At 48.8% G+C, this 19,467-nt stretch carries 19 protein-coding genes; all 19 read left to right on the forward strand.

The window, feature by feature from the left end:
• Positions 1-5: 5 nt before the first annotated feature.
• The 19 genes from HRU78_02510 to HRU78_02600 all read left to right on the forward strand — a co-directional run bounded on the left by HRU78_02510 (position 6) and on the right by HRU78_02600 (position 19,436).
• Complete coding sequence (locus tag HRU78_02510) at positions 6-260, forward strand: acyl carrier protein (protein QOJ22654.1); 255 nt, start codon at positions 6-8, stop codon at positions 258-260.
• Between the two features lie 56 nt (positions 261-316).
• Entirely contained in the window at positions 317-1,354 is a 1,038-nt protein-coding gene (locus HRU78_02515; protein ID QOJ22655.1) for a restriction endonuclease, read from the forward strand.
• 199 nt (positions 1,355-1,553) lie between these two features.
• Positions 1,554-1,808 carry an AbrB/MazE/SpoVT family DNA-binding domain-containing protein gene (locus HRU78_02520; GenBank protein ID QOJ22656.1) on the forward strand — a complete coding sequence of 85 codons (255 nt, stop codon included), beginning with the start codon at positions 1,554-1,556 and terminating at the stop codon, positions 1,806-1,808.
• Positions 1,808-2,131 carry a type II toxin-antitoxin system PemK/MazF family toxin gene (locus HRU78_02525; GenBank protein ID QOJ22657.1) on the forward strand — a complete coding sequence of 108 codons (324 nt, stop codon included), beginning with the start codon at positions 1,808-1,810 and terminating at the stop codon, positions 2,129-2,131. The genes HRU78_02520 and HRU78_02525 overlap by 1 nt, the downstream gene beginning before the upstream one ends.
• A 39-nt stretch (positions 2,132-2,170) precedes the next feature.
• A complete protein-coding gene (locus HRU78_02530) occupies positions 2,171-2,617 on the forward strand; it encodes an SRPBCC family protein (protein QOJ22658.1) in 447 nt (148 codons plus the stop codon).
• 64 nt (positions 2,618-2,681) lie between these two features.
• Positions 2,682-3,890 (forward strand): alpha/beta fold hydrolase, encoded by a 1,209-nt coding sequence (locus tag HRU78_02535; protein QOJ22659.1) that lies wholly within the window; start codon positions 2,682-2,684, stop codon positions 3,888-3,890.
• A gap of 305 nt (positions 3,891-4,195) precedes the next feature.
• The gene (locus HRU78_02540) at positions 4,196-5,284 is read left to right on the forward strand and encodes a helix-turn-helix transcriptional regulator (GenBank protein QOJ22660.1); all 1,089 of its coding nucleotides are present in this window, start codon (positions 4,196-4,198) and stop codon (positions 5,282-5,284) included.
• A 240-nt stretch (positions 5,285-5,524) separates the two neighbouring features.
• A complete protein-coding gene (locus tag HRU78_02545; GenBank protein ID QOJ22661.1) occupies positions 5,525-6,652 on the forward strand; it encodes a hypothetical protein in 1,128 nt (375 codons plus the stop codon).
• Positions 6,653-6,872: 220 nt separating this feature from the next.
• Positions 6,873-7,634, forward strand: coding sequence for a hypothetical protein (locus tag HRU78_02550; protein ID QOJ22662.1), 762 nt, complete (start codon positions 6,873-6,875; stop codon positions 7,632-7,634).
• A gap of 189 nt (positions 7,635-7,823) precedes the next feature.
• On the forward strand, positions 7,824-8,336 hold the full coding sequence (locus tag HRU78_02555; GenBank protein ID QOJ22663.1) for a lysozyme: 513 nt from the start codon (positions 7,824-7,826) through the stop codon (positions 8,334-8,336).
• Between the two features lie 12 nt (positions 8,337-8,348).
• On the forward strand, positions 8,349-8,708 hold the full coding sequence (locus tag HRU78_02560) for a hypothetical protein (protein QOJ22664.1): 360 nt from the start codon (positions 8,349-8,351) through the stop codon (positions 8,706-8,708).
• Positions 8,709-8,736: 28 nt separating this feature from the next.
• Positions 8,737-9,096, forward strand: coding sequence for a cupin domain-containing protein (locus HRU78_02565; GenBank protein QOJ22665.1), 360 nt, complete (start codon positions 8,737-8,739; stop codon positions 9,094-9,096).
• 6 nt (positions 9,097-9,102) lie between these two features.
• A complete protein-coding gene (locus HRU78_02570; protein ID QOJ22666.1) occupies positions 9,103-9,456 on the forward strand; it encodes an arsenate reductase family protein in 354 nt (117 codons plus the stop codon).
• A gap of 172 nt (positions 9,457-9,628) precedes the next feature.
• Positions 9,629-12,163, forward strand: a complete 2,535-nt coding sequence (locus HRU78_02575; GenBank protein ID QOJ22667.1) for a 3-hydroxyacyl-CoA dehydrogenase/enoyl-CoA hydratase family protein — start codon at positions 9,629-9,631, stop codon at positions 12,161-12,163.
• 23 nt (positions 12,164-12,186) lie between these two features.
• A complete protein-coding gene (locus HRU78_02580; protein QOJ22668.1) occupies positions 12,187-13,386 on the forward strand; it encodes an acetyl-CoA C-acyltransferase in 1,200 nt (399 codons plus the stop codon).
• Positions 13,387-13,746: 360 nt separating this feature from the next.
• Entirely contained in the window at positions 13,747-15,387 is a 1,641-nt protein-coding gene (locus HRU78_02585) for a GGDEF domain-containing protein (GenBank protein ID QOJ22669.1), read from the forward strand.
• Entirely contained in the window at positions 15,384-16,808 is a 1,425-nt protein-coding gene (locus HRU78_02590; protein QOJ22670.1) for an HDOD domain-containing protein, read from the forward strand. Before HRU78_02585 ends, HRU78_02590 begins: the two co-directional genes overlap by 4 nt.
• Before the next feature lie 367 nt (positions 16,809-17,175).
• Positions 17,176-17,933 (forward strand): IS5 family transposase gene (locus HRU78_02595; GenBank protein QOJ24885.1). Its coding sequence is split into 2 segments (ribosomal slippage): positions 17,176-17,491 and positions 17,491-17,933, totalling 759 coding nucleotides; the frame shifts between segments, so codons are not numbered across the junction.
• Between the two features lie 84 nt (positions 17,934-18,017).
• Complete coding sequence (locus HRU78_02600) at positions 18,018-19,436, forward strand: HDOD domain-containing protein (protein QOJ22671.1); 1,419 nt, start codon at positions 18,018-18,020, stop codon at positions 19,434-19,436.
• Positions 19,437-19,467: the final 31 nt, after the last annotated feature.

Raw genomic sequence — 19,467 nt, forward strand, 5'->3', positions numbered from 1 at the left:
CAGACATGGATACAGCAGAACTCGAAGCGAAAGTCATCGAATTTATCGCATCAAAAGTTGAAAACGCCGACGCCTCCACCATCACCGCCGCCTCCAAATTCGACGAACTCGGACTTGACTCGATGGACACCGTGCAACTGCTGTTCGACGCGGAAGACGCCTTCGGCGTCACGTTCGACGGCGAGGAAGTCAAGAATCTCCGCACGGTGGGAGACATTATTACTTATATTAGTGAGCATCCGCCGGAGGGGAAGGGTTAGTAAGAATTAGAGTGATGCTGAGCAATTTGTAGTTAGTAGGTCGCGCAGCAAAAGACATGTCAACCGAAACGCCGCCAGACCTGCCACATCTTCTTCATGAAGCACTCTCTCAACTAGGCTGGAAGTGTAATCCAGAGCACCTTGTTCAGCGACTGCACCGATTGAACATCGGTTTACCACGCGAGGATGAATTTGCTGTCGTCTGCTCGTGGCTCGGTTATTGTACCTTGGTTCACAAGCTGGATCAGACTCAGTCTCCATCGTCGTCGGAGGGAGTTTTTCAAGTACCAGATCTTTTGGCGGTATTTCAGAGAGAGGGGCGATTGATTCCAGTGTTGGTGGAGGTAAAGACATCCACAGAAAAAAAGCTCTCCTTCAAGACAGACTACTACAACAAACTGAAGTCCTATGCCAAACTCCTGGGATTGCCGATGCTCATCGCTTGGAAGTTCCACGGGTTTTGGGCACTGTTTGATATCAATCAGATGGAACTTGCAAAAACGAACTACAACATCGACTTTGGAAAAGCGATGTCAGAAAGTCTTCTCGGCGTTCTTGCAGGCGATTTCTCGTACACTTTACCCAGAGGCACAGGCATACACCTTCGCATGCGGAAAGAAAAACTCATTTCCTCTGTTCGCCACGATTCTGAAGTTCATGAAGAGTGGCACATGGTTATCGAGGATGCACTGCACGTGGATGGCGATGGAAAGAAACGTCGTGATCTTTCGCCAGATGTACAGGCGCTGTTCTTCGTAAATAACCTTAAGGAAGAACAAGAACATACCTCTTCACATGTTCATTGGCGCTTCTTGGTTCAAGATGACGAGAACAAGTTTGCTCACATGGCGTTGGTGGGATTGCTTAACTGGTATTCTTCTGGAAGCGAGCCCTTGAATTGGCGGGAGGTTGTCGCCCGAATCGCACCTGTCCCTGGCATAACTGACTTTGAAGCCACAGTGAAGCGCGCACTCCGCGCTGGTGTCGTCAAGTACATTTTCCATCTTCAACCGCAAACAATGCCAGCATTCCTTGGAGCAGCGAACCTGCGTAACTCAAGTAAGACAGAAGCCATGGGCGTTCCGTCAGAATGATTCCGCTGAATGAAAGTAATGATCGCTTGGGATGTGTTTTGCCGATGGTTTTGATTTGACGGATTGCCCTTTGGGCATCCGTTCTGCGGAATCTATAGCTGGCCGCAAGCCACTGGGGAAAAATAAGTTATGGGATTGCTTGTGCGTCCAAAGTAATTACATTATAGTTTGCCGGTATCGTAACTCATTCACACTTCTCATGACCCATCTCATCAAAATCGGCAATTCCCAAGGTATCCGTATTCCCAAGCCACTCATTGAACAGGCTGACTTGGAAGGTAAGGATTTGCAGTTGCAAGTCGTGGAGGGCGGTTTGTTGATTTCTCCTAAGAAATCGGCACGGGATGGATGGCGGGAATCTATTAAAAATACATTGGAAACTCGCGGTGCGGAATCGCTGGATCAGGAATGGCTGAATGCACCTTTAACGACTGAAGATGACTGGACTTGGTAATGCCGAAGGTTTCGCGGTTCCAAGTTTGGCTGGTGCAGCTTGATCCGACACAGGGCTCTGAAATCAATAAAACAAGACCTTGTGTTGTTATTTCTCCAGACGAGCTTTCTGCTTTATCTACCGTACTGATGGCACCGATGACAACCCGAGGCTTTGAATTTCCCTGCCGGGTTGCTTGCAGTTTCAAGGAAAAACAGGGATTGATTTTGCTGGATCAGATCCGCGCTGTCGATAAAACCCGCTTGGTCAGCAAACTCGGGGTTATTGACGAAGAGACGCAGATGGAATTGTGCCAGCGATTGCAGGAGTTGTTTGCCTATTAACAGGTTGTTGAATAACGTGGTATCGAAAGGAGAATAACCATGTCTACGAATACTATCCGCTTACATCGCGTGCTGCGCGCGCCGCCCGAAAGAATTTACCGGGCTTTTCTGGATGCCGATGCGATGGTTAAGTGGCTGCCGCCGAATGGTTTCATCGGCAAAATTCACCATTTCGATGCGAAAGTCGGTGGTCGCTTTAAGATGTCTTTTACCAATCTCGGCACCGGCCACAGTCATTCGTTCGGCGGTGAATATCTGGAACTGATGCCGTTTGAACGCATCCGGCATACGGACCGATTCGATGATCCGAACCTGCCGGGGGAAATGCAGGTCACGATTTCGTTAAAACCGGTTTCCTGCGGGACTGAGCTGAACATTGTGCAAGAAGGCGTACCGGCGGTGATTCCGGCCGAAGCTTGCTACCTTGGCTGGCAGGAATCGCTCACATTGCTGGCGAAGCTCGTCGAGGCTGAGATTCCCGGCTGACTTCATTGAAACGGCTTCCGCCTGCTATCTTTTTCAGAGCTTCCTGAGTGGAGATGCACGAGGAATGGCAATGCTGGGCCGCCACCGGGTAACCGTTTTTCCGGTTCTGATTCTACTGTTGGTATTGCTGACTGGCTGCATTCATCAATCGTTTGTCACGGTTCCCTATCCCCGCTGGGGAGAAGAAATGGTGATTGAGTCGGGCGGTGAAGAACCGCTGATTCTGCGTTCCTTGTCGCCGGCGGAATTCAGCCAAGCATCCGCTTGTGTGTTGCTGGTGCACGGTATGAACGAACATATCGGACGGTACAGCGAGGTGGCGCGTTATTTTTCGCGGCGTTTTTTCGTGGCTGGATTCGATCATTATGCGCATGGCCTTTCCAATCCGGTGCTGCGCCGTGCGGATCAGGCGCTCGCGGAGGGAGCCGGCCGGGCCGATGTCAGCAATGCGTATCTGGCGCAAGCGGCTTTGTACGATCTGGAACCATTGCGGCAGACGTTGGGCCGGGCGCTGCAAGCCTTCATGGCGCAGTGCGATGCGCAAGATCAATCGCAACGGCCGGTGTTCATCGTGGCGCACAGTCTGGGCGGGCTGGTGACCGCATCGTATTTGCTCGACCATCAAAACGAATCCGACCTTCGCAAACGGCTACGGGGTGCGGTTTTTCTCGCTCCGGCATTTGCCGTCAGCGAACCGCCGGGCTGGCGCGGCTGGCTGGCGAATCCGCTGATCAAACTGTCTTTCCACGCGGAAACGCATTTTCTGCATCCGCAGGATGAATCGCTGCCTTTGATGCTGTTTAATCAATTGTTCTCGCTGGTGACCGTGCCCGTGTTGGATGGTTTGTTCGAGGTATTGTCCTGGCCGGGGTTGCGCAGCTTGTTCACACCAGTCTCTCCCGCCTGGGTGACGGATTATCTGACCGATAGCGAAGAAGAAAAAGCCCGCCTGCGCGCCGATGGCTGGATCGTGCGCCGCAGCCTGTTGCGCTACGTGAAAGGCATTGAAGAAGAAGTCGTGCGCTTCCGCCGCCAGATGGCGGATTTCTCGATACCGTATTACCTGGTTTATTCCGAACGGGATCCGATCACGCCCGCCTGGGGCGACGAAGATTTTGCCCGTGTGACGCTGAAACATAATCCCGCTAACGAGGTTCTGAAACTACCCGGTCTGCCGTATCACCAGCATGTGTTCTTGCAAGAGCCGCTGCGTACGGAATTGCTGCAGAAAATAGAACACTGGCTGGAGCGTCGGCTGACGATGCCGGATTGATCATTTCAAAAGCGCAAATGACGATCGTGACATACCATCCTTTCCGGCATTCCTTATCTTTATCGCTATCGTTGTGATAATACCCACAATACTCTGACCTTTGTTCCAGTATGCTGTTTGTAAATAGCAGCTTAGCAGTTTCTTGAGCGATATCTGGTGAGGTGCAAATGAAGCAATGATGCAGTTTGTTTCCTATTATTCAGGAATCACAACTATGTCAGCAATATTTGCTCTTCATCAGTGCAATTTTAGTTCTTCTCGTTAAAGTTTCTTACAAAAAATAAAAAGAAAATAAAGGCGAAGACATGGATAAGGAAAATGTTCCGGGCGAATTTACAAACAGCGATCACCAGCAAACATTAGCAACGATTAAATGGTTGAATAATTGCCAAACGTGGAGTGAGTTTGACCAAGCGATTAAAACGGCGTTGCTGCCATTGTTGAAGTGCAATGGTGCGTTTTATGGGCGGCTCATGGGAGAGCAAGATACGTTGCAATTGCTTGGCAGTATTAATCAGTCAACATGTTGTCAGCATGGCTGGAGGCAGTTATTAAATATTGCTTTGCAGGAACTGGTTGCGCCGGGTTTATTGGATAATCATGCAGTTGAACCATTGCCGATCAGTGCAGTGAACGATGTGCATTGTTTCAAAGAAAATGGCGGTTACTATCGGTCTTTTGATTTAACTTGGCAGCAATCACATCGTAACTGCACCGTGGTTAAAGTTTTTGACGATCACCATCAATTGGCATTTCAGTTTTATTTTTGCCGTTTGAGTAATCAGCAACAGATATTCAGCCATAGGGATATTGAACTGCTGAAAATACTGAAGCCTATTTTGCTGCAAACGCTGAAGCTCATATTGTTCCGGCAGGAAACGTTTAATTCCCGGCTGACAAAAAACTTCTGGTCTAGTTATACCGACCCGATAATCGTATTTCGCAGCGACGGTCAGGTCATTTTCCAAAGCTGTGAATTTGACCGGCTTTTTGCGCAAGAAAAGCAGGCATTCCTCTCTTCCATGCTTGCGCTCATCAATTTTCTTCAAAGTAATAAAATCAATGGGTACAGCTTTCTATCGCAATTGGGTAAGCGTCTTTATGAAATCAAACTGACCCTGATTCATGCGGATGAAGATTCTTGCCACGGTACCTATTTATTGCATCCCTCCCGCGTTACTCACAAATTTGGAAAAGTCTTCAATCAACTCGATAAGACCCGGTTAACCCATCGTGAGATGGAAATAACGGTGCTGATATGCCAAGGAAGAGCTGCCCGGGAAATCGCCGAAGAGATTCATCTCAGTTATCACACCGTGCGGAATCACATTAAAAGCATCTACAGTAAATTAGGAGTCTCGACACGAAGCGAATTGCTGTCGCGCATCGAGTGAAATCTGTGCGGTCATCATTAATCGATAGGAATTCAAAATGACTCAATTGGGTTATTTTTGCCAAGTTTATTTCGTTGTATAAACAAAATTTCTATTGAAGTGAAATAAGAGAAAAATTCTTGTTGATGTTTGTTGGCAGAGTTTGGGAAGAGATATAACGATGAATTGTAATATTGTTGGGGGAGAGGATTCATCGGTTATGACAATTAAATTGGATAAGAAAAACAAGGGGGATTGTTCATGAAAATTGGTTTTTTTCGCATTTTATTAGCATTGATTTGCGTATTTTTGTTGTACGGGTGCGCTGTGTTTGATAAGCAAATTCTTGTTCCAGCATCACAACATGCCAAAGTGAATCCACTTTTTCGCACTGCTGATTGCAAAGACTACGTGATGCCCACAAAAGGATTAATTAGAGAAATTTTTATTCCTAATCCTAAGGAAGGAGAAAAAGGAGGGGGAGGAGGAGGATTCTTCGTTAAAGATCCGTGTGAACATCAAGCATTAGCGATTAACGATTTTTATAATGGCAGTGAAAAGGACACTAAAACTGCGCAACAAGATAGCACTAGCACTGCTCAACAAGATGATTTATATCAAAAAATGTGTTCCTATAAAACGGGGGGGGAGTTCAGCAATACAGACGGTGGCGCACGTAATTGCTTAAATTATCTAATCAGCAAATCTAATGAGATCTGTGAACTTCATAAATCCCATATTTATGGCGATAGAACTGTCTCGAATACAATTCTAGGCACATTGGCGCTAGGTGCCGGGATAGCAGGAACCATGACCGGTGCAGGCGCTGCTCACTTTCTCGCAGGTTCAGCTGGATTCTTAACCGGAAGTCAGGCATTGATGGACAAGGAAATTTACCGCAATTTTGTTTTTCATGCGATTTTGGTAAAGATCGATGCTAATCGTAGCAAATTTCTCAAATCGCCAGGACTTGCATACCTTGATGAAAACAAAGACGGTTCAAATACCGGTTATGCAAAAGTACGCAGTGATGCGGTGGAATACCATAATCTGTGCTCATTCTACGATGGCTTAAAATCACTGATGGATGAAGCTGGCCTGTCAAAAACTGAAGTGGCCAGCCCTCTGTTTATAGAGTACACCAAACTGAGAAAACAGGTTGTTGAGAATGAAATTGAAGTACTGGAGGCTCAATTGAATAATCCAGATATCTCAGAGGAGAAAAAGAAAAAGATTGAGAAAGAACTGAATCATAGAAAAGGGGAACTATTTAGTATTGATTCACAGCGTGCGTTTACGGGGGAAAAAATTACGACACCCAAAACTGAACAGCCTAAAAATGAAACTGGAGAGAAGACTGATTCTGACAAGAAAACAGATGGCAAGTAAGGGTATTAGTAAAGGCCATTATAAGTGTTTTTGAGGTAGCCCCTTGCCAAGGTAAGAAGCAGGCGAAAAGCGCTTATACATAATAAATTGGGAATATTGTGTTCGTGATCATACTGATAATGTGGCAAACACAAAATTGCTTAGCAAGGATAAGGTTTGTGTAGTTTTTTGCAATTGATAGAATTGACTTATTCATCATATAGATAATTCTGTTTTATTTATGTCGGAGGAAAATATGCTATTAGAATGTATTGCCAATGCACTAAATATCAGAGCAATGCCAGAAGGTAAGGTTCTATCTGAGTTAAGAGCGGGAGATTTGCTTGATGTGTCTGATTCTAAGGCTAATAGTGAATGGGTTCTTGGTAAAGCTGTCTCAGGAATTAGTGCTGGCGTAGAAGGTTATGTTAGAAGGAAGTGGTTGATTCAACATTTCAATTCATTGCCCACTATTTCAACTACCGATAGAATTAAAGCTGCTCAGATAATATCGAGCCGGACAAATGAGTTTGACTCAATTCGTTACGAGCTTGGATCAAGAGCACGTACATGGCAAGAATTAAAAACAAATGGTTTCGTGGATTGTTCTGGTTGGATTTATCTACTAAGTAAGGAAATTTTAAGTGCTTACCAACTTAATACAAGTGCTGATGAGCTAGATACGTATTCTGATAAGCAAATTACAAATTGTGGAACTATAACCAATTGTATTATTTCAGGTAAATATTTACAGTCGCATTTTTTTCAGCCAGGAGTTTTGCTTGGGATTGATTTTTCAGAATATTCATGGGATAGAGGGCGTCCACTTGATATTGATCATATAGTTATGATTGGAGGTGATTCCGACGGGCTTTTTGTTTCACAAAGCTCTAGTAGTGGTGCGGGTGTTAATAGGGTGTTGCTATCTAAATGGATCGGGAGTCAACAAAAGCTTATATCAGCTGGTCGAGTACATCTTGTCGATCTTCTTTCTCTTTCTTGATAAGTTGCTTGTTATCATAAGGATTAGTTTTCTCACGTTATCTGGAATCGTGTGGCTTGTAATGTGTTTGAACTTTTCATCTATTTAACTATTACGCTTATTCGTTAGTATGTGATTGACACCCCCAAAAGTTCTGGAGATCGGGATTTCTTTTTAATTTGAACAATTCAAATAAGAGAAGAAAAAATTATGAAAAGAGATTTAAGCAAGGCTATAGAGCTAATCAAGTCTTTTGAAGGTATCCCAGACGGGGATCCTTCGACTGTTAACATAAATCCTTATTTGTGCCCTGCAGGTTATTGGACAATAGGATGGGGGCACGTAGTAATTGGTTCTGATGGTAAACAAATTAAGGGAGCGCTAAATAAACAAATTGCTTATGCGGTATACCCTAATGGAATTACTAGAGAAGAAGCAGAGATCTTGCTGACTGATGATGTCAGGAAATTTTCAATTGCTGTAGATAATCTAGTTGCGATAGAAATTAGCGATAGACGTTTTTGTGTGTTGGTAAGCTTTGCTTTTAATGTTGGTATTGGGGCGCTGAAAGATTCTACATTACTTAAGTTATTAAATCAGAATCAACAAGATCAGGTCCCGGTTCAATTGTTACGCTGGACCAAGTCAAATGGTAGGGAATTATCCGGTTTGAAAAGAAGAAGAGAAGCAGAGGTTAACCTATGGAATTCTGTCACGGCTTAAGGGAGGTGCAATATGTCAGATTCAGATAATAACGAGAGTATGACTCGAAATATAGGTGGACTGGATTCTTGGTCAATGCGACGGAAAATTGTGAACAACACTCTTAATTTTTGCGGCTTTATTGTTATAGCTCTTCTCTTAATTGGAGCCTTCGACAAAGACCATGACAGTGAGCTGCTAAAGACAATCGCCAGTGCAACATTTATGTTGGCAAGCGGTGTAATAGGATTTTATGTATTTGGTCGTATCTGGGATGATAAAATTAACCTTGCTGCGCAGCTTGATCAAAATGCTCAAAAAAGACAATCGACGTCTGATGGAGTCATGGGAGGTACAGGACAAGTTGATAATCCTGATAAAGTTCAAGGGTAGGTAGTTAAAACAAAAAAGGTGATCACAAATGCTGAAAGCAACATTATCCGATCTCATGCAACGCATACCCGGTAAGGCGAGTCCGGAATGGCCGATGGGCGAGCCGTTTACGCTGGCTTTTGCACACGGCACGATGTCGGTCGAAGTGTATGCGCCCAGAGGTTCCGATATTCAAACGCCGCATGATCAGGATGAGTTGTATTTCATTCATACCGGCCGGGGAGAAATCATCATTGCAGGTGAGCGGCATGCGTTTGAGCCCGGTATGGTGTTTTTTGTTGCGGCGCATGTCGAGCACCGGTTCGAGAATTTCTCGCCGGATTTCATTACGTGGGTGGTGTTCTGGGGACCAAAAGGCGGTGAAAAAAGCCCGGGATCAGCGAACTGACAAGCCATGCTTAAATTCTACGGCTATAAACAGTGCGGCACGTGCCGCAAGGCGGAGCAATTTTTACAGCAGGCCGGTATTGCCTATGAGTTTATCGATATCACGCTCAATCCGCCGGGTGCGGAAGAGTTGGCGGTGATTGTTGCGCGCGCCGGGGTTCCGCTGAATAAGCTGTTCAATACCAGTGGCGTGCAATACCGCGAACTGAAAATCAAGGAACGGTTGCCGGCGTTATCCGACCAGGAAATATTGGCGCTGCTCGCGGGCAATGGCCGTTTGATCAAGCGCCCGCTGATTACCGGCGGCAAACGGGCGACCGTGGGGTTTGACGCGGAACGGTTCGCGGCTGTCTGGTGTTGAAGTCTCACTCAAATTCTTGCTTCCGGATCGCTGGCAGTGCGCGGCGCTTTGCGCTATAGTCGCAGCACTGTCAACGAACAAGCTTGCGCTTTGCCGCTCATGCTTGTACTCTTCTCCGCCATAGACGGCGTGAACAGGGCTTATCAATAACCGGATCAAGCAGGAGGCAAAATTGGCTGAACAACGTTTTTTTGTGCGTAAGGCGGCGGTACTCGGGGCTGGTGTGATGGGAGCGCAGATCGCGGCGCACTTGGTGAATGCCAATATCGAAACCTTGCTGTTTGAACTGCCGGGCGATGACAAGAATCCGAACGCCAATGTGATCAAGGCGGTGGAGAAGCTGAAAAAACAAGAACCCGCCCCGCTGTCCGTCAAAACCAAAGCCACCTGTATACAACCGGCCAATTACGAGCAGCATCTCGAGTTGCTGAAAGACTGCGATCTGGTGATCGAAGCGATTGCCGAGCGCATGGACTGGAAACGCGATCTGTACGTCAAAGTGGCGCCTTATCTGGGCGAGCATACGATTTTCGCCAGCAACACATCCGGGTTATCGATCAATCAGTTGGCCGAAGCATTTCCGGAAGAGCTGCGGCACCGTTTTTGCGGCATCCATTTCTTCAATCCGCCGCGCTATATGCACTTGGTCGAATTGATTCCTTGCCGAGTCAGCGACGCGATCATGCTCGATCACCTGGAAGAATTTCTCGTCACGAATCTGGGCAAGGGTGTGATCCGCGCCAAGGATACGCCGAATTTTATCGCCAACCGCATCGGTGTGTTTTCGCTGCTGGCGACGATGCATCATGGCCGGGCATTTAATTTCGGCTTTGATCTGGTCGACGCGCTGACCGGCGCGCTGATCGGGCGTCCCAAGAGCGCTACGTTCCGCACTGCCGATGTCGTGGGCCTGGATACCCTGGCGCACGTCATCAATACCATGCGCGATACGTTACCGGACGATCCGTGGCATGCGCATTTCGCTGTGCCGGATTGGCTGCAAGGCTTGATCGAAGCCGGTGCGCTGGGGGAAAAAGTCAAGCGCGGCGTGTATCAGAAAATCAAGGGTGAAATCCATGTGTTGGATCGGACGACAAACGAATATCGATTATCGGGCGCGGAAGTCGATGAAGATTTGAAACGCTTGCTGAAATACAGCAGCCCGGCCGAGAAGTTTGCCGCCCTGCGCAGCAGCCATGAACCGCAAGCGCAGTTTTTGTGGGCGATCTTCCGCGATCTGTTCCATTATTGCGCGGTGCAATTGGAGTCGATCGCCGATAATGCACGCGACCTCGATCTGGCAGTGCGCTGGGGGTTCGGCTGGAATCAGGGGCCGTTTGAAATTTGGCAGGCGGCCGGCTGGAAACAAATCGCCGGCTGGATTCAGGAGGATATCGCTGCAGGTAAATGCATGAGCCAGGCACCGCTGCCGCAATGGGTCATGATCATTGCGGAAAGCGGCTCGGGCGTGCATTCCGCGCAAGGCTCGTTTGCTCCGGCTTCCGGGAAGCCGCAGGTGCGCTCAACATTGCCGGTGTATCAGCGCCAACTTTTTCCTGACCGTTTGATCGGCGAATCGGCTACTTATGGAGCAACCATCTTTGAGACGGACGCAATGAGGCTATGGCATACCGGCGACAAAATCGCCATTCTCAGTTTCAAGAGCAAAATGCATACGATCGGCATCGATGTGCTGGAAGGGGTGCAACAGGCGATCAAAGAAGCGGAGCAAAACTGGCGTGCCTTGGTGATCTGGCAAACAGAACCGCCGTTTTCCGCCGGTGCCAATCTGCAGAAAGCCACTGAAAAACCCAAGGTGGATGCGCAACAAAGCAATGCGCCTGCGGAGCCGCCTGCGCCACCGAAGCCGCCGACCGCATTTCAGTCCTTCCTGAAGAAATTACGTAAATCGACCCAGGCAACCGTGCTGCAAGTAGCGCGTGAGCTGGATCTGGCCGATGTGCTGATGGCCAAGAAACTGGCCGAAGTGGAAGGCATGATCAAGCAGTTTCAACAAACGTCGCAAATGCTGCGCTATTCGATGATTCCGACCGTTGCCGCCGTGGACGGTCTGGCGTTGGGGGGCGGATGCGAGTTTGTCATGCACTGCGACCGTGCGGTGGCGACGCTGGAGAGCTATATCGGCTTGGTGGAAACCGGGGTCGGCTTGTTGCCGGCGGGTGGCGGGTGTAAGGAATTTGCCATGCGGGCTGCGCAAAACGCCAAGGATGGCGATCCTTTCCCGCAATTGAAATATTATTTTCAGACCGTGGCGATGGCGGAGCTGGCGAAAAGCGCCGAGCAAGCGAAAGAACTCGGTTATTTGCGCCGCGCCGATACGGTGGTGATGCATCGTTTTGAGTTATTGCATGTCGCTAAAGCGCAGGCGCTGGCACTGGCCGAAACCGGTTACCGTCCGCCGTTGCGAGCCCGGGAAATTCCGGTGGCAGGCAATACCGGCATTGCAACGATCCAAAGTCAACTGGTGAACATGCGCGAAGGCGGTTTCATTTCCGAGCACGACAATTTGATCGCGAATAAAGTGGCGCATGTCATGTGCGGCGGCGATCTGACACCGGGCAGTCTGGTCGACGAAGATTGGTTCCTGGAGCTGGAACGCGCCGCCTTCATGGAATTGCTGGCGACGGAAAAAACCCAGGCGCGCATTGAATATACGTTGAAAACCGGCAAACCGCTGAGAAACTGATTTCACGATTCACGGAGAATCCTATGACCAAGAAAACGCAAGAAGCCTATATCGTAGCCGCCGCACGTACACCGGTCGGTAAAGCGCCGCGCGGCATGTTCAAGAATGTGCGTCCCGACGACATGCTGGTGCATGTGTTGCACGCCGTGATGAAGCAGTGTGAAGGTCTCGATCCGGCGGCGATCGACGATGTCATCGTCGGCTGCGCCATGCCGGAAGCGGAGCAGGGCATCAATGTGGCGCGCGTGGCGCTGCTGCTGGCCGGTTTGCCGAATAGTGTAGCCGGGATGACGGTGAATCGTTTTTGCGCATCCGGTTTGCAGTCGGTTGCGCTGGCGGCGGATCGCATCCGCCTCGGTGAAGCCGATGTGATGATCGCTGGCGGCACCGAGAGTATGAGCATGGTGCCGATGATGGGTAATAAGGTTTCCATGAATCCGGCGATGTTCCAACATGAGGAAAATGTCGCGATCGCTTACGGCATGGGCATGACTGCTGAGAAAGTGGCGGAGCGATGGAAGGTATCGCGCGAGGATCAGGATGAATTCGCTTTGACCAGCCATCAGCGGGCGATAAAGGCAATCGCGACGGGTGAATTTAAGGATGAAATTGCAGCCTATACCGTTGACGAGAAACGCCCGGATTTGATTGCGCATACCGTGCATGAAGAAATTGCCGTGAAGGATACCGACGAAGGGCCGCGCGCCGACACCAATGCCGATGCGCTGGCGAAATTGAGGCCGGTATTTGCCGCCAAAGGATCGGTAACCGCCGGCAACAGTTCGCAGATGTCCGACGGCGCGGGCGCCGTGGTGCTGATGAGTGAAGCCGCATTGAAACGGTTTAATCTGTCGCCGCTCGGCCGCTTTATCGGTTTCTCGGTAGCCGGTGTGCCACCCGAGATCATGGGCGTCGGGCCGATTCAGGCGATTCCCAAAGTGCTCAAGCAAACCGGTATCAAGCTGGATGATCTGGATTGGATCGAATTGAACGAAGCCTTCGCGGCGCAGAGCCTGGCCGTAATCCGCGATCTGGGATTGGATCGCAGCAAAGTGAATCCGTTGGGCGGCGCGATTGCGTTGGGTCATCCGCTGGGGGCAACCGGTTCCATCCGGGTGGCGACTTTGTTGCATGGATTGCGCCGTCATCAACTGAAATACGGCATGGTGACCATGTGCATCGGCAGCGGCATGGGTGCGGCCGGTGTGTTTGAAGCGCTTTAATTCCATCCGAGTATCAGTTGATCACAAGAGATTGCTGATTTTCTCATCCGCGCGATTGATCAGATGTAGTTTCTCTTGGCGTTTGTCACTGGAACGCAGGGAATTCTTATACTCCATAAAGCGTGAGCTGTTGCTTCCTGCAGTATGTTCCGCTCTTGCCTTTGTTAATCCCTGCGCGCTTGCCGCGAAACCTCAAGTAAGCCACCGCTAAGCCGTAACAAGCAGTTCACTGCATGTATATTTGCGGCTTTTCTTAAGAAGTTAAGGTTATGCGTCAGTTTCATCGTTGTTCGCGAGTGCCAACGCTTGTTGAGAAACTTTGTATTCAATCGGATTATCGCCAGTGGGGGTTGTTTTACAGTGAATTCGTCTGCTTCTTTCGATTTACTTTCCTGTATCAGCGATTTTGCTGCTTGCATTAATGCGCAGGGTATTATTCAGCAAGCATCCAAGCCTTCGCAGGCGTTTTTGCAATTATCAAAAGAATTGCCGCAAGAGCCTATTGCATCATTTATTCAACCTGAAGATATGATGTTGTTTGCCGAAGCCAAGGAGAAAGCGAAGCAAAGCGGTAGCAAACAAGCTTTCATTTGCCGCTTTTTACGCCAGCGCGTGCTGCCGGTTTGGGTCGATTGCTACGTGTACCCGCTGCCGGAGGATAGGTATCTTGTCGTGGCATTCGACGCCACGCACTGGAAGGATAACGAGAACCGTCTGGTTTATCTCTCCACGCACGATGGTCTGACCGGCTTGCCGGGTAAGGTTTTGCTCGACGACCGTATCGCTATGAATATTCAAACGGCGCAGCGGGGAAAGCATTCCCTGTCGTTGATTGTCTTGAGTCTGGATGGCTACCGGAAAATTAACGATTTGCTGGGACATGATGTCGGTGATGAGTTGATCAAAGCGGTGGCGGAACGTCTGCAAAAGTGCGTACGGCGTAGCGATACCGTGGCGCGTGTCAGTGATGACGAGTTTTCCATGATCATGATGGGGGTCGGGCGGGACAATATCGAATTGATCGTCAGGAAAATTTTAGCCGCTCTGCAGCGCGCTTTCCGCGTGGGTCAACATACCCTGCATATCAGTGCCAGTCTGGGTGTTACCTTATATCCGGAACATGGTGACAATGCTCTTCGCTTGTACCGGAACGCCGAGATGACGATGTACAGAGCAAAAGCGCAAGGCAAGAATCATTGGAAGATTTACAGCGACCAGGTGGACGATTCCGAAAGAAGCGACTTGTCGCTCGAATCGGCGATGTACGAAGGGATCGAGAACGGCGAATTCACACTGCACTATCAGCCGATCTTTTGCACCCAAACCGGCCAATTGAGAGGCGCGGAAGCGTTGATGCGCTGGCAGAATCCGACGCGGGGTTTTGTTTCTCCGATGAAGTTTATTCCATTGGCGGAAAATAGCGGTTTGATCAAAATTCTCGGCGCCTGGGCGTTACGAAGCGCATGCTATCAGGCAAAACAATGGCAGGAAGCCGGTCTTAAAGATTTTTACATCTCTGTCAATGTGTCGCCGCGGCAATTTGTGCAAGAGGATTTTCTGGACATGATCCATAAAGCGTTGGATGAATCCAGACTGTTGCCGGGCAACCTGATGCTGGAAATCACCGAAGGCGTATTAATGGAAAATCCGCAGCGCTCCGGGGCGATTCTGACGCAATTGCATGCGGCCGGTGTGAAAATCGCCATCGATGATTTCGGCACTGGCTATTCATCGTTGGCTTATCTGAAGCGATTCCCGTTATCGGTGCTGAAAATTGACAAGTCTTTCGTGGATGATGTGGTGAACAGTGCGGAAGATATGGCGATCGTGGGGACCATTCTGAGTTTGGCGGAAGGATTGAATCTTCTGGTGGTGGCCGAAGGCGTGGAAAACGATGCACAGCTGGGTTTCTTGAGGCAGGAAGGATGTAACTTGGTACAGGGCTACCTGACCGGCCGGCCGGTGCATTCGGAAGCGTTTAAAGAGAAATACATGGCATGACAGTGCCGGTCTTAGTGCTTGATAACAGTAAGGAGCAATTTTTCGCCTTATTGACGAAGCGCATGAGCGAGAAAGGCAATTTCCCCGCTTTTTCGAGATCCGTGCAGCACCTGGATGAGCTGATGCACGATGAGAATAAAAATATTGCGGATATTGCCCGCGTGATCCTGAATGATTTCACCCTGACGCAAAAAGTGATCCGTTTGGCCAATTCGGCCATGTATTCCGGAATGGGCGGGGAAATTACGACCATCACCCAAGCGGCCGCGGTGCTCGGCATCGATACAATCGCCCATATCACCCTCAGCATCCGTTTCATCGACACGCTTTCCGCTTCTGCACCAGCCTCGGAGGAGGCGCGCCGGGAGCTGGCAAAAGCGATATTGGCCGGGAATATCGTGCGCAATATCGTGACCAAATTGAATATGGTCAACGGTGAAGAAGCGGTCGTTTGTGCCTTGCTGCATCATCTGGGCCGCCTGATGCTGGTATTTTATTTTCCTGAAGAATGGTCGGCAATTCAGAAAATTGCCCAAAGTAACGCAACGAGCGAGAGCAATGCCGCGTTGCGAGTCATCGGTACAACGATTGACGGGATTTCTCAGGAAATTGCCAAAGACTGGCGTCTGCCAAAGAAAATAACCAACTGCATGACCAGTTCGGCGACTTCCGCAGAAATCAGCATACCGGGTTCGGCGGACTGGCTGAAGGTGATGGCCAATTTTGCCGGTGGTGCGGCATCGATGTTGTCTCGCCATGGTAATGAAGAAGATTTGCAGCACTATGTGTCGCATTATAGCGAAGCGCTGCTGATTTCCGCCGAGGATATCGTGGAATCTATCGATTTGGCGCAATCCATGCTGCCTGAATTTCCCGGCAAAGGTGAGGATGGAAAATCTCCCGGCAAACCATACGATGCGCGTGAGCGGCTTGCTGTCAGTATTCGTGAACTCAGAATGGCACTGGCGCGCGGAATAGACTTTAACATTGCACTGAGCATGCTACTTGAGTCATTGTATGCGAGCATGGGATTTAATCGCGCGGTTACTTTTTTTCGCGATACCGGTATGTTGAAAGCCAAAGTCGGGTTCGGCAGCGGCATGCCGGAAGTGCTGACCGAGCTTGTTTTTCCCGAGGTTTATGCAGCCGACGTGTTTCATTTGTCGCTCGCCAATAAGGCGGATGTATTTATTCAGGATGTCGTTTCGGGCATGCCGTCTCCGAGCATACCGACGTGGCTCAGAGAGGCTTTGCCGGATGCCGATGCGTTTATTTTGTTACCGCTGATATTCAATGGCAAAGCGATTGGCTTGATTTATGCCGACTGGTGCGTGGGAGCGGCCAGTCAGGTCGAGCCGGCAGAGCTTTCATCGATGGGCGAACTCAGGGATTACTTGATGAGAGCTTTAATAAGGAAATAACAGGCTCAACAAGTTTCCCATGCTCCTTATTCCGGCGGTGCGGTTTCTCAGAAAGGCCAATAGCCGCCGTATCTTCAACTGAAGAACCTGCTTGACAGTGCATCTTGTTTTTCCGGGCAGAAGCTTGTGACAGAATAATCTTACCCGCGAAGAGCATTGCCTGATAAGCATTTCTAAGCCTGTCTTTTGCAATACACGGTTGATTCGCTCAAGTTAAATGACTATTTCACGTTAACAGTAAACTGAAATTAATTGAATATGCACCGGTTTCAAGTATGTTGTGTAAGTGATTATTGCCTGATCGATGGCATGACCGCGATTGAGGAATCAACTAGGGCCTGTTAACACTATTTGATATAATATGGTGATGGAAATCACCGAAACTCAATATCAACAGATCGAACACTGCATGCCGCGCCAGCGTGGCAATGTCAGTCATTCCAATCTACAAATTCTCAATGCTATTCTGTATGTTACCGAGCATGGTTGCAAGTGGCGCGGACTACCCAAGCGTTTCGGTAATTGGCATACCATCTACACTCGAATGAATCGATGGGCGAAAAGCGGCGTGCTTCAAAAAGTTTTTGAGCAGCTGCAGCATCAACAAATCATTCGCATCAAGATTGAAGCCGTTTCGATGGATAGCACCAGCATCAAAGTGCACCCTGATGGTACTGGTGCATTAAAAAAAACGGCCCGCAATCCATCGGCAAATCCCGAGGTGGCTGGACCACTAAAATTCATCTGGTTGCCGCAGATACCAGAACAGCCATAACTTTTTCCTTATCTCCGGGGCATACACATGACGCACCGGAAGGACGACAACTCCTGTTAGCACTCGGCCCCGTCTCTTCTCCTACTCATCTGCTGATGGATCGCGCTTATGAGGGTGATCAAACCAGACAGCTTGCATTGGAGCTCGGTTATATCCCGGTTGTCCCACCCAAAACTAATCGGCTGGAGCTCTGGGAATATGACCGCGCCATGTACAAAAAACGCAATGAGATCGAAAGATTATTCCGCAGACTCAAGGGATTCCGTCGAATATTCTCCAGATTCGACAAACTGGATGTCATTTTTCTCTCATTCATCCATTTCGCTCTCATCGTCGAAGCACTTAGGTAGTGTTAACAGGCCCTAGATAGTGATTGCACCGATACTTGATTGAAGAACCGGAATACTCTGACTATCCAGATAACTTTTTATAGTATGACGACAGTAACCTCAGCATTTGAACTCAGTAAGGCTAATTTTTTTGCGCTACTGGAGAGAAGAATCAATGAAAAGGGTGATTTTCCCGCATTATCAAAGTCGATTCATCACCTCAAACAGCTGATCCGCGATGAAGGCAAAAATATCACGGGTATCGCCAACGCCATCTTAAGCGATTTCACCCTAACCCAGAAAATCATCAAGCTGGCCAATTCCGGTATGTATTCCAAAGCGGACCGGGAAATTACCACGATTTCCCATGCCGTCGTGGTACTCGGACTGGACACGATTACCAGCGTCGCGCTCAATGTGCGAACCATCGATAACATTTCGGCGGCAAAAACAGAATCGGGTACGGTGTGCGCGGAACTGGAAAAAGCAATTCTAGCGAGCGATATCGCCAAAAATATCGTATCGAAATCGAACGTCGCGAATGGCGAAGAAGCGATCGTTTGCACGCAATTGCATCATCTCGGCCGTTTGGTTATGGTTTTTTATTTTCCCGAGGAATGGGCAAGAATCCAGCAAGTTTCCGGCGGCGGTCACGCCGATGAAAATGATGCCGCACTGGAAATTATCGGCATGACCATTGATGAAATTTCAAACAACATCGCCAAGTATTGGCAGTTGCCGGAGAAAATTTCCAGCACCGTAACCGATCCGTCTCAACACAATGGAAATACCGGCCTGGGTTCAGCCGGCTGGATGAAAACGATGGCCGATTTCTCCAGAAGAATGGCGGCATTGCTGGCAAATAATATCAGTACCCAGAGCTTGAAAAATTTCATTTCACGTTACTGCGAATTACTGCTGCTTCCGCACGAGGTGATCTGGGGGTCAATCGAATCGGTACAACAAAAAACGAATCAATCCGCCGTTCATGCCGATCCGGAGAAGGCGGATGACGAATGGGACAGATCCCGCAAGCGGATTGCCGTCGGTATCCTGGAGTTGAGTATTGCGCTGGGCCGGGGAATCGATTTCAGAAGCGCGCTCAACATTGCATTGGAAGCGATCTATGAAAGCATGCAGTTTAACCGCGTGATTGTTTTTTTTCGCGAAAACGAAGAATTTAAAGCGGGATTGCATTTCGGTAATCTGAAAGCGGACAAAATGGCGGATCTTTGCTTTTCCAGACAATACACTGCCGATGTATTCCATTTGTCGCTGGCACAGAAAGCCGATGTGTTTATACAGGATGTGACATTAAGCAGGGAAACGACGATACCCGCTTGGTTCAGAAAGACGCTACCGGATGCCTGCGCTTTTATATTGCTGCCCTTGGTCTTTAATAACAGCACCATCGGCTTGATATATGCCGATTGGCAAATGGAACAGACGCGCGTGATCAGACCGCGGGAGTTTTCCTCGCTGGTCATGCTGAGAAATTATTTGATGAAAGCCCTGATGAAATGAATCGATGAGCTGGAAGTCGCAATTCTAGTTC

The sequence above is a fragment of the Gammaproteobacteria bacterium genome, from assembly GCA_015709635.1.
Classification (GTDB): Bacteria; Pseudomonadota; Gammaproteobacteria; order Burkholderiales; family Nitrosomonadaceae; genus Nitrosomonas.

Coding starts and splice junctions, on each gene's coding strand:
- HRU78_02510 (QOJ22654.1), top strand. CDS start 6: ATGGATACAGCAGAACTCGAAGCGAAAGTCATCGAATTTATCGCATCA.
- HRU78_02515 (QOJ22655.1), top strand. CDS start 317: ATGTCAACCGAAACGCCGCCAGACCTGCCACATCTTCTTCATGAAGCA.
- HRU78_02520 (QOJ22656.1), top strand. CDS start 1,554: ATGACCCATCTCATCAAAATCGGCAATTCCCAAGGTATCCGTATTCCC.
- HRU78_02525 (QOJ22657.1), top strand. CDS start 1,808: ATGCCGAAGGTTTCGCGGTTCCAAGTTTGGCTGGTGCAGCTTGATCCG.
- HRU78_02530 (QOJ22658.1), top strand. CDS start 2,171: ATGTCTACGAATACTATCCGCTTACATCGCGTGCTGCGCGCGCCGCCC.
- HRU78_02535 (QOJ22659.1), top strand. CDS start 2,682: ATGGCAATGCTGGGCCGCCACCGGGTAACCGTTTTTCCGGTTCTGATT.
- HRU78_02540 (QOJ22660.1), top strand. CDS start 4,196: ATGGATAAGGAAAATGTTCCGGGCGAATTTACAAACAGCGATCACCAG.
- HRU78_02545 (QOJ22661.1), top strand. CDS start 5,525: ATGAAAATTGGTTTTTTTCGCATTTTATTAGCATTGATTTGCGTATTT.
- HRU78_02550 (QOJ22662.1), top strand. CDS start 6,873: ATGTCGGAGGAAAATATGCTATTAGAATGTATTGCCAATGCACTAAAT.
- HRU78_02555 (QOJ22663.1), top strand. CDS start 7,824: ATGAAAAGAGATTTAAGCAAGGCTATAGAGCTAATCAAGTCTTTTGAA.
- HRU78_02560 (QOJ22664.1), top strand. CDS start 8,349: ATGTCAGATTCAGATAATAACGAGAGTATGACTCGAAATATAGGTGGA.
- HRU78_02565 (QOJ22665.1), top strand. CDS start 8,737: ATGCTGAAAGCAACATTATCCGATCTCATGCAACGCATACCCGGTAAG.
- HRU78_02570 (QOJ22666.1), top strand. CDS start 9,103: ATGCTTAAATTCTACGGCTATAAACAGTGCGGCACGTGCCGCAAGGCG.
- HRU78_02580 (QOJ22668.1), top strand. CDS start 12,187: ATGACCAAGAAAACGCAAGAAGCCTATATCGTAGCCGCCGCACGTACA.
- HRU78_02590 (QOJ22670.1), top strand. CDS start 15,384: ATGACAGTGCCGGTCTTAGTGCTTGATAACAGTAAGGAGCAATTTTTC.
- HRU78_02600 (QOJ22671.1), top strand. CDS start 18,018: ATGACGACAGTAACCTCAGCATTTGAACTCAGTAAGGCTAATTTTTTT.